This is a genomic window from Lysinibacillus sp. FSL K6-1151 (assembly GCF_038630755.1).
In the GTDB taxonomy this organism is placed as follows: Bacteria; Bacillota; Bacilli; order Bacillales_A; family Planococcaceae; genus Lysinibacillus; species Lysinibacillus fusiformis_D.
This window is the reverse complement of the sequence record NZ_CP152040.1, coordinates 1,591,085-1,606,136: the sequence shown is the minus strand read 5'-3', so window position 1 is coordinate 1,606,136 and position 15,052 is coordinate 1,591,085. Positions and strand designations below refer to the sequence as shown.

Here is a 15,052-nt window from a genome sequence, read left to right as displayed (position 1 = left end):
GTCATCTCACTAGAAGAGATGACTTCACTCATTACGATTCTACGATTATCCAATCTTCCGCTAATAGATCACATACTGTAGGTGTGAACATTGTGTAGCCCTCACCACGAACGTTAATTAAAAAATAAGGATTCAATGTCTCACCATCATGCTGGCTTTGACCAACCAGCTTCACATATAGCTCAGCACCACCCCAGCCATTGCGAATTACTTTTTCTCCTGCTTTTAAGCGTGGTAATACTTCTTCAAAAGTCATCTCATTCATCCTTTATTTCCATTCTTTATCGCATTAGTATACTGGATTTTTAGGAGGTTGGCAACCATGCCTAGAATCTCCTTGTCATCTGTACCTGCTCTGTTGTCACCTTAAGCCCATTCTTTAATAAATAGCTTGTTGCTGGATTGCTTGCTAAAAAGTTCACTGTCGTTATCTGAACTTTATGTGTTGTGACGCTGGCTAAAAATTGCGGTATTAAATCTATATGACTTTCTGCTAGGATCACCAATTGATAGAGTAGAATACGCTCCATCTCACCGCTGTCATTCCACACGGTTTTGTATAGCATATAGCCTAGGGCTTCATTGTTGTCATTATAGAAAACCTTGGCTTCCCCCTGCTTCACACTCTGCCAGCCACACTGCCAAGGAACATCTTCCTGATAAAAAGAGAGATATGCTAGCTGCTCAGGGCGAATGGTTGCAACGTGAATGGCGGCTGTAGGCTCTACGTTCGCTCCATATTCGCCACTTAAAAATAATAATGAAGAAGCAACCTCATAGCCATATTTTTCATACAAAGCAATAGCTACCTGATTTTCTTTAATTGCCTCCAGCGTAGCGATTTCTACATGTTCTCGTTTATAGATAGCTAAGGTTTCCTCCATTAATAAACGTGAGATGCCTTTACCACGATAGGCTGGGGAAATACCTGTACCACCGTTCCAAGCTGTTTTCTTGCCATTTATGATACGGAAACCGTTCATAACAATCGCAATCGGTTCATCTTGGTCAAAAATGACAATGGAATGTTTAGGAGACAGCCCCTCCCCAACCAGTCGATGTAAAAACATTTCGGCCGTCATATGGATATCCACAAAATAGCCTTCGAAGCCTTTGTTCCATGCTTTCAATACTTCCTCTAATGTGCATTGTTCAACTGTTTTGACCTTCATATTTTCCCTCTTCTCAAATGGAATCTAATGTCGCTAAATCTTCTAAGGTTAGTTTTTTCACGATATCATACCCACGCCCTGGACCTTTAGGCTTGATGACAACCGTCCCCATATTCGAAAGGATGCCAAGGCCCACGTCTCTCGGAAAGCTATGACCAATCATTACATTATTCATGCCTTGTGATGGTTTTATTTCCAGCTTGGATGTCAGTGTCGTTAAAATGCTAGTTTGCTCAGCACTGGTAAGATTGCCACCTAACATGAAGATCTCAAACAAAAAAGGGTCAATTTGTACACCGTTAGTTGGAAATGCAAGTAGAGCCGTTTCCTTTGTTCGACAGAACGGACTTGCTGTAATGGGCGAAAGGATGGGAATTTGCCAATAACGCAGCATTTGACCATAGTAAACAGCCTCCCTACGACCATGCTCTGATAGGTTTCTTTGATAGCGGCAACTGTGAAACGTGCCATATGCCTGATCTACACCAACTGTGGCCGTTCCATGCCTTGCATATAAATGAAGCCCACCCTTTCTCAATAACGTCAGGAGATCCTTTTCCATTTTTTTCATCCCCTTCATCATAACACTTTCTATTTTGTAATGTATGTCTAACAAATAGAAAAAAGCTCCCTACAATTTGTAGGAAGCTATTTTCAGTTATTTAATGGGAATATGGACAATAGCAGTTGTTTCTAAATGTTTCGATGAGTCGATTGAAATATGACCATTGTATTTATGGACAATTTCTTTCACAATAAATAACCCTTGTCCTCTTATGCGACCCTGCTCATGCCTTTTCGTTGAAAACCCTTGCTTAAATATGTGGTCAGCATCCACAATATTTGGCCCTGTATTAGTAATTTTAAATTCATACTGTACTTCATCAGCTGTACAGCAAATCATAATTTTACGTTGTCCTTCAGGTAATTCAACCGCAGCATCAATGGCATTATCAATTAAATTGGATAGAATCTTGATTAAATCTGTCGTTTTAATCTTATTAAAGTCATTTTGAGAAATGGTAAAGTCCATATCAATATTATGATTTTGAGCGGTTAATTTTTTCGTTTGTAATAAGATGGACAGACCTGGGTGGTCAATATTTAATTTTAAAGACTTAATCGCTTGAACTTCTTTAGATAGTGAAGACAAATATTGTTTTGCTTGCTCTGTTTTTTCTAATTGTAAAAGACCATGTAACACTTGAATATGATTAGTGAAATCATGACGTAATGATGATACCGAAGTAATCAAAGTTTTAATTTCTGCTTGATATGTGTCCTCTGTAGCGCCGACTTCTTTCGCTACCTCTTTTTGATACCATCGTTGTAAAAATAAAAAAGAACCAATGACAATTAAAATAAATACACCATTAAAAATAAAAATAAATAAATTGTCTTCAATGACTTTTCCCTTAATGCCATTTAATGTGTCTGCGCTGATATCAATGCCTAGATACCCAATAATTTTACCATTCTCATCTTTGATAGGTGTACCAACCGATAAATAAGAACCATGTACAGAATCATGAATCACCTCTGTAACATAGGTTTCACCTTTGTAGGCTTTTGCCACTTGCTTTGCTGGGACAGTACAAACCTCTCCTATATCAAAGCCTTTTTTCAGTTCATTTGGCAGCCCCATAATCATCGCACTTGATACTTCTGGATTATCCACCTTCAACGTATAAACAAACAATGCACCTAGTTTTACTCTGGCATCATTTAAATAGCTTCTTACTTCCCAATAATAATCATTCTTCTGTGGATTCTTCAAAAACTGCTGATAAGCAGCTGTATCAATAGAAGAAGCAATGGAATTGGCAGCCTCTAAGCTTTGATTGGCAATTGACTCTTCAACGGTCTTTTTAATTTTCACATAGGATGTAATGATGTTTAAACTTGTAAACAAACATAATAAAAGCGTTGATAGAATTAATATTAGTTTTATTTTTCGATTTTTCATATAAAACGGGACTTCCTCACCTATAAATATTCTGGAATATCATTATATAATAATTAACTCTATTTTTTGTTTGTAAAGTGAACATTTCTTGATTATCCTACAGAAATGAAAACAGAAAATCCATTTTACTTGAACTCTACTAAAATTACACACCGTAACCAATAGTTTAATAATCCTTTACAAGAAAGTAAACTAAAAAGGTAACTAATAACATTTTATGTCTCATTTCCTATCCTACAGGCTAATGTAATACCTTCCTAAAGCAAAAGTCACAAAAAAGATCAGGTACCTACTACAATACCTGATCTTCAATGAAATTTGTTTATTTTTTATTCGAAGTACGTGTTCGATCCTGTGGCTTTAAAAAGGAAGGTCGTCTACTGTAGCCCTTTGATGAAAGTCTTAATAATGATTTTTTTAGATTTTCCTTCTTCAAATGTGCACTAAAATTTAAATAGGGTACACCTAGCACACGCATATTCGCTGCGTATAAGATGATGAAAAATACTGCAATAAAAAAACCAAATAATCCAAAAAAGGCAGAGGCTATAATAATGATTAGTCGAAAAATACTCATGGCTGTTACAAATGATTGGTTAACCAATGTAAAAGCCGCAATACTCGAAATTGCAATGACAACAATCATTGAAGGGCTCGTAACGCCAGCTTTTATCGCTGCATCTCCGATAATTAAACCTCCCACAACACTAATTGATCCACTAATTGCACTCGGAAGACGTAAGTTGGCTTCACGAAACAATTCAAACATAAATAGCATCATTAGTATTTCAAGAATCGTTGGGAATGGCAATCCCGTTCTCGACTCAACAACTGTTGCTAGAAGAAGAAAAGGAAGTTGTTCTTGATGATACGTAGTCAGCGCAAGCCAAAAGCCTGGTGTTAGCATACTAATTAATATCCCAACAATACGAAGCAATCTTTCCATTGAACTGACAATGACAGGAAAATCATTATCCTCACCCGATTTAAAGAGCAACATTATATTCGTAGGTGTGATCAATGCGTAGGAAACACCATCAATCATTATTAGTATTCTTCCCCTAATTAATGCCTGCATAGCAAAATCCGGTCTCCCGGTATAATCATGCCTGGGCAGTACTTTGGCTGTTTGTTCAATTGCTTCCATCAATAAATCACCATTGACAACAATATCCGTATCAATCTTTTGTAATTGTAGACGGATTTGTTCTAGCATATTTAAATTCACAATGTCATCCATATAGAGTACCGCTACAGTGGTTTTGGAACGTCTCCCAATTTCTAATGTTTCTACACTAAAAGAATTAGTGGGCAAACGCTTTCTTAATAAAGCAATATTAATAAAAACATCTTCTATAAAGTCATCTCTTGGCCCTTTGACCACTAATTCTAGCGATGTTTCTCCGGGCTCTCGATTCGGTTTTTTAGAAATATCACTAGAAAATAGTAATTGATTTTCTTCAAAATACAATAATACATGCCCTTTATAGACTCTTGTTATGGCATCCTCTTGCGTTAAAACCTTTTGTAAATAGGGAATGTGTAAATGCTGGTCGATTTGTTCCTCTAACATGTCATCAGCGACATCACTTAATAAGGATTGGACTCGCTGAACAACTACCGTCTGAAGTATTTGTTCGTTGATCATTGCATCACAAGTTATCAAATGTACTGTATATTGCTGAAATTTATATTGTTGAAAAATCACATCAGCAGAGCGTTGAAATAGTGATTTCAACATTTTCAAATTGATCATTTGTTCCATTGATGAAATACTTCTCATCTCCTACTGAGCCATCTCCAGATTAGTACATTTATGAAAAACGATTACCTTCAATAAATACACTTAAGCATATTTTTCCCATGGATGTGCAAAATATTCAAAGAAACATTTGGTCATTATCCAATCATTTTCTTTAGATTAGCCATCTCAATGGCAGACATGGCAGCATCGTATCCTTTATTACCAGATTTTGTACCAGCACGTTCAATCGCCTGCTCAATATTTTCCGTCGTCACAATACCGAAAATAACAGGTACATTGGTTGATAACGATACATTGGCAATACCTTTTGCTGACTCATTACAAACATAATCATAGTGTGTTGTGGAGCCGCGAATAACCGTACCTAAACCAATAATGGCATCATAGTTCTTTGTTTCTGCTAGTTGTTTCGCAATAAAAGGAACTTCAAAAGCTCCTGGAACCCAAGCAACATCAATAGACGCTTCATCAACACCATGTCGTGTTAAGCCGTCCATTGCACCGTCCAATAATTTGCTTGTGATGAATTCATTAAATCGACCTACCACAACTGCAATTTTTAAACCCGTTCCAATTAATTGTGCTTCAAATGTTTGACCCATTGTTCTTTCTCCTTTTTAAATAGAAATTTTATTTTCAGTTGTCAGCAATTGACTGCGGTAAGCTACAAGTGCCTCTATTGATATCATTTTCAAGTCATGCTGTGCTGCGTACTTTATCAATTCCTCAAAGCGTAGCATATGACCATCATCGCCCATGATCTCGCAAATAACACCCACTGGCACGCTATGACAAAGCTTCGCCAAATCGACAGTCGCCTCCGTATGCCCTCTTCGCTCTAAAACACCATTATCTTTCGCAATGAGCGGAAAAACATGACCAGGTCGACGAAACTCAATCGGCTTTGCTTGCTTTTCAATCATTTTTTGTATCGTAAATGCTCGTTCATAGGCACTAATTCCTGTCGTTGTATCCTCATGGTCGATACTTACGGTAAACGCTGTTTGGTGATTATCCGTATTGTGCTGAACCATCGGATGTAAATCTAGCTGTTGTGCAAGCTGCTGTGAAATCGGTGTACAAATTAATCCTCTACCATAGGTTGCCATAAAGTTTATAGTTGCTGGTGTCATGAATTCAGCGAGTGCCAGAAGATCTCCTTCATTTTCCCGATCCTCGTCATCAACCACTACAATCATTTTGCCTTGCTTTAAATCCTCAATGGCCTCTTCAATTGCATATAGCACTTTTGTCATCTCCTCGTTCAGTTGTTAAAAACCATGTTGCGCTAAGTAATCTCTCGTAATGGTTGGTGTTGCTTGCCCTTTTTTCAGGTGCTGTAAAATATATTTACCAACTAAATCTGTTTCGATATTCACAATCGCTCCAGCCTTCTTCATGCCTAATACGGTTTCTTTGTACGTATGGGGAATTAGTGAAATCGTGACACTGTTCGTGTCAACATGGAAAAGGGTTAAGCTTGTGCCATCAATCGTAATAGAACCCTTTGGAATGCAAAATTTGGTTAGTTCCTCTGACAATTCGATATCGATATAGACTGCGTTGGCTACTGGACGTTTGCGCAAAATTTTACCGACCCCATCCACATGCCCAGCAACAAAATGACCGCCAAATCGCCCATTAGCAGGCATGGCACGCTCTAAATTCACGGAATCCCCTACCACGAGCTGCTGTAAATTGGTTGCGTTGACTGTTTCAGGCATCACATCCATCGTAAGCGTCTGTTCCGTAAAATATGTCACCGTTAAACAAACACCATTAACCGCGATACTGTCTCCAAGCTTGACATCTTCTGCTATCTTGGCTGATTGAACTGTTATTTTCATACTGTCCCTATCGCTTTGCATGGCTTTTAAAATGCCAATATCCTCTACAAGCCCTGTAAACATTCCATCACCTACTTTTCATTGATTTAGGCTTCTATCCTTCACTTTTGAAGTCTTATCCATCAGTTTCGAAGGTCTATCCGTCACTTCTCTAGTTTTATCCGTCTCCTCCTTCTCTAGCTCTAGCTATCGATAAAAAACAAAAACCCCTTTCAGCAAAGGGGTTTGGGAGTATAAGACATCAACAAATAAGCCTAATTGAAAACTATTTTTTCCATAGACTATCATCTCATTTGTTCTTCTCCCATCCAGACTATAACTGTCGGTTTTGGATTTGCACCAAATCAGCTTGCGCTCACGGACTTTGAATTACTTCATCACCGCCGATTGGGAATTTCACCCTACCCCGAAGAACATCTTCTATTCGATTGGCACTAAATAAAAAAACTTCCCAACAAGCTTGTGGGAAGTAGTGTAATAAATGCATAGGAAAATAAACCTTCTAAATTACAATCAATTTAAAAAGCTCGCATTTTTACCCTTCTCCCATCCAGACTATAACTGTCGGTTTTGGATTTGCACCAAATCAGCTTGCGCTCACGGACTTTGAATTACTTCATCACCGCCGATCGGGAATTTCACCCTACCCTGAAGGATTTTTTATTTAGCTAATCTTACGATAACACTATTTTATTCTATTATCCATCCTTCTTTTTAAAAATTTTTCAAAAAGAATTATAGCAGATCAACAATGCATCCAGGTTTTTCGCGTTTGTGACGTCCGCCTGAGGCATTGAGGCAACATGCAATATTATTGCCACAGGAGGCGGCGTTTTTTGATGGTGTTATCAGGTGTTTAATCACTCGTCAGCAAGGGAGTCTTCAGCTTAATATAACAATGACTTGATAAATGTAAACGAAATCATTAAACTGATAACATTTAAACTGTGCATGGAACTTCCCTTTCACTAAAACGTTCCTTTACAAGTGACAATTCAGTCCAGCACTTTGGAGGTCATTTACTTGCTATTTTTTAAAAACATCCCATTGAAGCAAGGTATTTTCTATGCCTTATTAATGCTCTGCTGCGTGCTTTCGATTGTGTTCGTTCATCATAATGAATCATTTTATGATCGACCGATTGCTGAGGTGATAAAAGCTGATGTAGCAGAATCAGAACCAATGACAGATATGTATGATAATGATGATTATTTATTTACACAGCATATTACAGCCGTGATACAAAATGGACCACATAAAGGGCAATCCATCCATTTGACGAATGACTATTCCGCCTCTGGAGCTTTCGATCAAGAATACCGAGTGGGCAATGAAATCTTTGTCTCCATAGATAATCACGCATCACAGTCAGGGCTAACTGGGACCATTCTCGATTTAAAACGAGATCAAACCCTTCTCATGATTGCGTGGATTTTTATTTTTGTCTTACTCCTTATAGGAAAAAGACAAGGCTTGTTTTCCATCATTAGTTTAATTGTTAATGCATTGATTTTATCATTCGCGTTAGATTTATATGTGAAACATGGTAACCTGAGCTTGTTAGTCATCAGTGGTATTTGCGCTCTTCTATTTACGATCATTTCGTTGTTACTGATTAGCGGCTTGAACACGAAAACGTATGCAGCTATTGTGTCTACACTTTTAGGAACCGTTATGGCACTCATCATTAGCTCTGTCGTGATGTGGTTAACTGGTGAAAACGGTCTTCGCTATGAAGAAATGCAATTTTTAACACGCCCCTATCGTACAGTCTTTATGGCTGGCTTATTTATTGGCTCACTTGGGGCTGTCATGGATGTCTCTATTACGATGGCTTCTTCAATCTTTGCTTTATATGAACAAGACCCTACTATTTCTGTGAAGGCACTTAAATCTTCAGGGCATGAAATCGGGAAAGATATTATGGGCACCATTACGAGTATTTTGTTCTTTGCCTACCTTTGCGGCTCCATACCGATGGTTATTCTCTATTTGAAAAATTCTTCTACTTTAGGACTCACGCTGTCCTTGAATCTTTCTTTAGAATTAGCTCGCGCCTTAGCAGGTGGTATTGGGGTTGTCCTCACGATTCCGATCAGTCAGTATACTGCTCTATTTTTCATTAATCGAAAGAGGGTTCAAGAATGAATGTAATTGTGTTATTAGCTTTTATTTTATGTCTATTGATGGTCGCAATTGGCGGGAAGCAAGGTGTACGTTCGTTTCTTTCTTTATTCCTAAATTTCGGTGTGCTCTTTGTGACGATCTTTTTAATGACCAACCCTAAAAATAGCCCCATCATCTTAACGTTCGTTGCCTGTACAATTATTAGTTGTATTAGCCTTTTCTATATCAATAAAACAAACAGTAAAACCATTACAGCATTTATCTCTACTATGGTGACGATTGTTGTCTTACTTCTTTTTATTACATTTGTAACGAAAAAGTTGATGATTCAAGGATTTGGTGAAGAATCAACAGAAGAAATAAGCATCTTTTCCCTTTATATTGGTGTTGATTTTGTGCAGATTGGTGCCTCCGTCATTATTATGAGTACGATTGGAGCAATTATGGATGTCGCTATTTCCATTGCTACTTCCATGCATGAGATTTTTTATCGTAACCCTTCGATTAGTAGAAAGAAATTATTTACATCTGGCTTAAATATCGGGAGAGATATTTTAGGAACCGATACGAATACGTTATTCTTCGCTTTCTTTGGTGGCTATTTAAGCTTATTAATATGGTTCAAAGATCTCTCCTATTCGATTGGTGAAATCGTCAACTCCAAGGTTTTTAGTGCTGAAATGACGACTATTTTTTGTGCTGGCATCGGTATTGCACTGATTATTCCGATCGCCTCCTCCGTCAATGCCTATTACTTAATTCGAACACGTGAAAAAACCGAAAAGCTCTCATAAAAGAGTTCAGACCTATCACTCGTTTGTGAGAGGTCTGGACAAATCTCCTCCTCTCCTTCAAAAAATGAATGCTATCTCAAAAAAATGTGTCTAAATGATGAAATCGTATAGTAATCGCTCAAATTAGTACTTACATTTGAGAATTTTTTTTTGCTATAGTAAAAAACAGAGCAGTTAGTATCGCGGAGGTGTACTAGCTAAAAGGAATCATGATCGCTGATAATCGACATCACGATTATATCTTCATAGACTTTTTTATAATGCAGAACATGAAATAGTAGAAGCATCGCAACTTTATTTTTCCGAATATTCTGTTTATATATATTCTATGAAAGTTGAACATTTTTGAAGGAGTTTTTACAGTGAATAAGGAAATAAAAACAGGTCCAATTATGGCTGCTCTCTTAGTAGCCGGCTTTGTAGGGCTATTTAGTGAGACAGCATTAAATATTGCACTAGGGGAACTTAGCCAACTTTTCAGCGTGGATGCCACAACTATCCAATGGCTAGCAACAGGCTATTTTCTCACATTAGGCATTTTAGTACCTGTTACAGGCATTTTAATGCAAAAATTTACCACTCGCCAAATGTTTATAATCTCTTTACTCTTTTCCATAATTGGTACCATACTTGCCGCTGTTGCACCAATCTTTGCTGTCTTACTTATAGCACGTGTTATTCAAGCTGCAGGTTTAGCGATTATATTACCATTAACGCAAAATGTGATTTTCACGATTTTTCCAGCTAATAAACGTGGTAGTGCTATGGGGATGATGGGTCTCGTCATTTTAGCAGGACCCGCTTTCGGCCCGACATTAGCAGGGATGATTTTAGATACGCTATCCTGGCACTGGATATTTTGGGTTACTGTCCCCTTCTTATTATTCTCGATCATTTTTGGTTTTATCTTTATTCCCAATGTGAATGAAAGAAAGCAGCTTGCTATAGATATATGGTCTATTATCTTATCTACGATTGGCTTTGGTGGCATCGTCTATGGTGTAAGTAGCGGTGGAGAATTGGGTTGGACAAGCATCAACGTACTTAGCACCATTTTACTAGGTGTAATTGCCTTATGTTTATTTGTGTTGCGTCAATCAAAAATGGACCATCCTATGTTAAATTTGAGAGCTTTCCAGTATCCAATGTTCGTATTGGGTCTTCTGATGAATATGATTACCTTCTTCAATATGCTGTCTATGCTAGTGGTGCTCCCGATGTATATGCAAACGGCACTTTTGGTATCGGCCTTTGTAACAGGTTTAATGATGCTCCCTGGTAGTCTACTAAACTGCCTATTAGCACCAACCATCGGTAAATACTTCGATAAATACGGACCACGTGCAATCATTACCCCCGGAACCATACTTGTTGTGATTGGCTATGGACTTTATGCTTTAAATGGTACCGAAACAGCTACTTGGGCATTAGTGTTAACACATATCATCATGATGCTTGGGGTTGGTATGGTATTAGCCTCTGTCCAAACGAATACGCTCAATGCTTTGCCAAGACAATATTTTCCTGATGGTATTGCGATTACACAAACCTCTCAACAAGTATCAGGTGCCATAGGCATTGCTGTAATGGTCTCCTTGTTCTCAGCTAAGCAACAGCAATTCTTAACTGACAGTACAACTAATGCTCAAGAGGCGGCGGCTTCAGGCTCTGCATTTGTCTTTGCAATCAGTTTTGCTCTGGCAATCATCAATGTCATACTCTCTTTCTTTTTGAAAAAAACTCAATCATTTTAGTATAGAAGGGAGGTGTCTCGAAGGAATTTTAAGGCACCTCCTTTTGTTATGTCATTTCCGTTGCAATCGCAGTATTTTCTGATAATATTTACCATAAGATGTTTACGTACGCTCAAAATAGTTGTTGTTTCATGATGCACTACACTAGGTCGCCCATCCTATGTCATATCTTTAAACATCAATTACGCCTTTGACGTAATTGCCGCTGATTCTGCATTTTCGCGCAGATCAACTTTGCGCCCCGTTTTTTCGAGCTGATGAGTAGAATGTTAACCTCAGACCATCACGTCTTGTGACAGTTAACTGACTTGCATCGTGCAGGTCAACTTCAAAATCAGTGACTTCCGCCGAGGCTTCAGGTTAACATGATGATGATTACTCAGATATGGCACAAGATGTGGCGTTCTTAGCCTGAGTTCAGCTTTTTTAGCGGGCATTTGAACACCCATTGGAGAAAACAACACAAGTATTTTTCTTTCTCTAAAGTACTGCTTCACTTTTGGTACAAAAAACACTTGCTGAATTAAGATAAAACGTCAATTACAACGAGATGGAAAAGGAGAAAATTGGCAATGAAGCATATTATCTTTGATTTTGATGGAACACTGGCAGATTCAACCGCAGTGTTTGCATCAGCATGGAATACATTAGCGCAAAAATATAAATTTAAAGGCATCGAATTAAAGGAAATTGATACACTGAAAAAATTATCGATTTCTGAACGCAGTAAATTATTTGATTTCCCAATGTATAAATTGCCCATGATTTTACCGCAATTTTATAAATTGTATCGTCAATCATTAAATGATGTTCATCTTTTTGATGGAATGAAGGAAGTCCTGATGGAAATTGATAAGAGAGGCTATAAAATCATTATTATTTCCTCTAATTCTAAGGAAAATATTTTAGCATTTCTTAAAATGAACGGTATTCACTGTGTAGCAGATGTTCTTTGCTCCAATCGAATTTTTGGCAAGGATAAAGTGATGAAAAAGTTTTTAAAGGACTCAAATGTCAACTCAGCTGACGTGTTATATATTGGGGATGAACAAAGGGATATCGTGGCTTGTAAGAAAGCAGGTGTCCCGATTGTATGGGTAGAATGGGGCTATGATGCCATAGAGGTCGTGCAAAACGAAAATCCTGAATATAAGGTCGCTACACCACAGGAAATTTTAGAGATTATTTAATTATGGGGAAGGATAATAGCATGTTACCTGTCTATTATCCTTTTTTTATATTATTATCCTTTCGTCTCACTAATCTGCATGAGCTTTTCTGCCGTGCTATTAACCCCTTTATAGGCATCTGTTAATTCATGCATACTCGCAGCAAATTGCTGTGTAAACGCAGAAATTTGATTTGCTGACGCATTGACTTGATCGATGGATTGTTTAATATTTTCTAGTTGCACTGTAATGCTATCAGCACTTTCTGTACTGCTTTGGGACATTTTTTGTATTTCTGAAGCAACCACGGCAAAGCCACGACCATGCTCACCTGAACGTGCTGCTTCAATGGATGCATTCAAGCCGAGAATTTTGGATTTCATAGCCAAATCCTTTACTAAATTCACAATGTCATTAATCTGCTTAATATCACTTGCCATCGATTCCGAGAAGTTCGATAATTCCTCTAAACGATTGGACACATCCATACTGGAAGTAGCTAATCCTTCATTGGTAGTCGTCATTTCTTCAACAGCACTTGAAAGCTCAGTTGCCAACAAGCGCATACTATCCATTTTTTCATTGGAAATAATGGCACTTACTACACCAATTACCTGACCTCCGTCAAAAATAGGCTGTGCAGAGGCAATGTATGCCATGCCAAACCCTTCCGCCCCGCGCTCTTCTTTCACAAAGCGGCCTGAGCTTAAGGCTATTTCCGTTGCAGTCCCTCGATATTTATGTACTGGTTCACCAATCCCTACTTTTAAATCAACACGTTTCCCCGGTTTATAGGCAAGAACTTTCTCTCTATCTGCCACGATGACACAAGCATCCTCTGGATAAGTTGCTTGGTATAAATCAATCGAATCAATCGCTGCCTGTAGTTTTGGATGCATTGTCTTCCCCCTTCTCCCAAAGCTTTTGTAAAATATCTCAATTTAACTATATCATGTCACTTAAAAAAAGACACCAACGTCCAGTGGTGTCTTGTCATGCCATTATGACTTTGTCAATTTTTCTACATATTTCGCTGCCGTTCTGATTTCAATTGTTAGAAAATCATTGCCATAGGTAGCCTTTATTAAAAATGGTACATCATTCGTGTTTTGGAACCTAAAGTCTAAACTGCCGTAGGAAACAGTAGCATCTCTTCCCTTTGGCACATACCCCACATCTAAGGAATGGTGATGACGTTCCACATAGTTAATTGGAATTTGATCGACAGCATTAAACAGGGTTGAAGACGTTTGACAGATTCCACCGCCAATCCCCATGACTACCTTCTTATTAATAATTTCCGGTGCAGGTTGATAGCCATTCGCTTCATCCCTCGGACCCACAATCGTATTAAAAGAAAAATAATCACCACTACCTACAATGACATTATTGATTGCCCTAGCCGACAGCTCGATGTTTTTATTTCTTCCACTATCTGTGCTATTGAAATATGTCGTATAGGATGCAACAACGACATCCTCTAATAAAGGAAGATCCTCTAAATAATAGCCACTTTCTGTTACATAGAGCGGCATTTCCACTTGACCACCCGTCGTTGAAGCCTCTAGAATTCGCTCTACTAATTCGCTTTCTTTTAAAATAGTTTGCGGTCTTCCTTTGATTACTTGCCCTTCTTCTCCCAATCGATCGAGCACCATTCGTTGATCATAGCCAGTCATTGTGTCTGTTCCTCTCGCCAATTCCTTTGCTAATTGTTCTAGCTGCTGGTAATAAGCTTGCGGATCTGTGTCAAAGCCAAATTCCTTAGGAGAGATTGTTTGAACCATCTGCTCTGTTACGGGATCAATAAGCTCTACAATAGGCTCAATTGGGTGCTCTTGTTCATACGTAACAGACTGCTGAGCTTCTTCATGTTGTTGAATTTCTTGTTCTAGCTTGTTATCGTTTGCCGCTTTGTCCTGACATCCTACTAGCCCAAGCGTACAGATAATGCCGCATATAGCCAGCCACTTCTTTCTCAACCATGAACACCTACCTCTATCTTCATACTACAGAGACATCTTATTCGTAGATTGCTCATAGTGTGTTGTTTTTTGATGATTTTTATTTGTCAATACTGCAAAAACACACTATATGAAGGCCACCATTACCTGTGAAATTTTATGATTGAATAAACCTTTAGACGATAGAGGATTATAAGTACTATTTGGTGCAGCTATTTTCTCTTCGCTATCTTAATTTAGATAAGATTATTCCGCATGAATCATTTATACAGCCTAAAAACATTACTTCTCAAAGAAATAAAATGGCATATAAGGCTAAAGTTTAGTAGAATGATTCTTTAGATTAAAATAAATGACTAAATTTTGTTTTATATTAAAACACTACTTATAACTACATTTCCCACAAATAAAATCTGGAATTTAAAGGAAGAAAAATAAATTGACTAATGATTTAAAAATACGTGATAAGTATATCTACACTTATATTCATCATA

General features: G+C 37.8%; 13 protein-coding genes, 1 pseudogene and 2 riboswitches. Of the genes and pseudogenes, 4 read left to right on the top strand and 10 right to left on the bottom strand.

Going from position 1 to position 15,052, the window contains the following annotated elements; translation table 11 throughout:
- Window positions 1-31: 31 nt before the first annotated feature.
- From MHI04_RS07595 to ribE (MHI04_RS07560), 8 genes and pseudogenes are all read right to left on the bottom strand, one after another.
- Window positions 32-256, bottom strand: coding sequence for a DUF2829 domain-containing protein (locus MHI04_RS07595; RefSeq protein WP_036118538.1), 225 nt, complete (start codon window positions 254-256; stop codon window positions 32-34).
- Window positions 257-326: 70 nt separating this feature from the next.
- Entirely contained in the window at window positions 327-1,172 is an 846-nt protein-coding gene (locus MHI04_RS07590; RefSeq protein WP_089933231.1) for a GNAT family N-acetyltransferase, read from the bottom strand.
- A gap of 13 nt (window positions 1,173-1,185) precedes the next feature.
- Window positions 1,186-1,734, bottom strand: a complete 549-nt coding sequence (locus tag MHI04_RS07585) for a histidine phosphatase family protein (protein WP_058845066.1) — start codon at window positions 1,732-1,734, stop codon at window positions 1,186-1,188.
- A 96-nt stretch (window positions 1,735-1,830) separates the two neighbouring features.
- Complete coding sequence (locus MHI04_RS07580; protein ID WP_036118547.1) at window positions 1,831-3,138, bottom strand: ATP-binding protein; 1,308 nt, start codon at window positions 3,136-3,138, stop codon at window positions 1,831-1,833.
- Window positions 3,139-3,460: 322 nt separating this feature from the next.
- Complete coding sequence (locus MHI04_RS07575; RefSeq protein ID WP_080717029.1) at window positions 3,461-4,903, bottom strand: spore germination protein; 1,443 nt, start codon at window positions 4,901-4,903, stop codon at window positions 3,461-3,463.
- Between the two features lie 134 nt (window positions 4,904-5,037).
- A complete protein-coding gene (gene ribE, locus MHI04_RS07570; protein ID WP_036118550.1) occupies window positions 5,038-5,505 on the bottom strand; it encodes a 6,7-dimethyl-8-ribityllumazine synthase in 468 nt (155 codons plus the stop codon).
- Window positions 5,506-5,559: 54 nt separating this feature from the next.
- Window positions 5,560-6,150 (bottom strand): annotated as a pseudogene (gene ribB, locus MHI04_RS07565) (3,4-dihydroxy-2-butanone-4-phosphate synthase); the annotation flags it as partial.
- A gap of 24 nt (window positions 6,151-6,174) precedes the next feature.
- A complete protein-coding gene (gene ribE, locus MHI04_RS07560; RefSeq protein ID WP_036118553.1) occupies window positions 6,175-6,813 on the bottom strand; it encodes a riboflavin synthase in 639 nt (212 codons plus the stop codon).
- A 229-nt stretch (window positions 6,814-7,042) separates the two neighbouring features.
- A riboswitch (FMN riboswitch) is annotated at window positions 7,043-7,168 on the bottom strand.
- Between the two features lie 116 nt (window positions 7,169-7,284).
- A riboswitch (FMN riboswitch) is annotated at window positions 7,285-7,410 on the bottom strand.
- Window positions 7,411-7,773: 363 nt separating this feature from the next.
- On the opposite strand from ribE (MHI04_RS07560), the gene MHI04_RS07555 reads away from it, so the two are divergent.
- The 4 genes from MHI04_RS07555 (at window position 7,774) to MHI04_RS07540 (ending at window position 12,615) form a co-directional block, all read left to right on the top strand.
- Window positions 7,774-8,898 (top strand): YibE/F family protein, encoded by a 1,125-nt coding sequence (locus MHI04_RS07555; RefSeq protein WP_051891584.1) that lies wholly within the window; start codon window positions 7,774-7,776, stop codon window positions 8,896-8,898.
- Window positions 8,895-9,671, top strand: a complete 777-nt coding sequence (locus tag MHI04_RS07550; protein ID WP_089933242.1) for a YibE/F family protein — start codon at window positions 8,895-8,897, stop codon at window positions 9,669-9,671. The genes MHI04_RS07555 and MHI04_RS07550 overlap by 4 nt, the downstream gene beginning before the upstream one ends.
- Before the next feature lie 362 nt (window positions 9,672-10,033).
- A complete protein-coding gene (locus tag MHI04_RS07545; RefSeq protein WP_342535481.1) occupies window positions 10,034-11,425 on the top strand; it encodes a DHA2 family efflux MFS transporter permease subunit in 1,392 nt (463 codons plus the stop codon).
- 572 nt (window positions 11,426-11,997) lie between these two features.
- Complete coding sequence (locus tag MHI04_RS07540; RefSeq protein WP_058844609.1) at window positions 11,998-12,615, top strand: HAD-IA family hydrolase; 618 nt, start codon at window positions 11,998-12,000, stop codon at window positions 12,613-12,615.
- A 53-nt stretch (window positions 12,616-12,668) separates the two neighbouring features.
- On the opposite strand, the gene MHI04_RS07535 is transcribed toward MHI04_RS07540, so the two are convergent.
- Together MHI04_RS07535 and MHI04_RS07530 are read right to left on the bottom strand one after the other, a co-directional pair.
- Window positions 12,669-13,493, bottom strand: a complete 825-nt coding sequence (locus MHI04_RS07535; protein WP_342535480.1) for a methyl-accepting chemotaxis protein — start codon at window positions 13,491-13,493, stop codon at window positions 12,669-12,671.
- 102 nt (window positions 13,494-13,595) lie between these two features.
- Window positions 13,596-14,576 carry a VanW family protein gene (locus MHI04_RS07530; protein WP_340808738.1) on the bottom strand — a complete coding sequence of 327 codons (981 nt, stop codon included), beginning with the start codon at window positions 14,574-14,576 and terminating at the stop codon, window positions 13,596-13,598.
- Window positions 14,577-15,052: the final 476 nt, after the last annotated feature.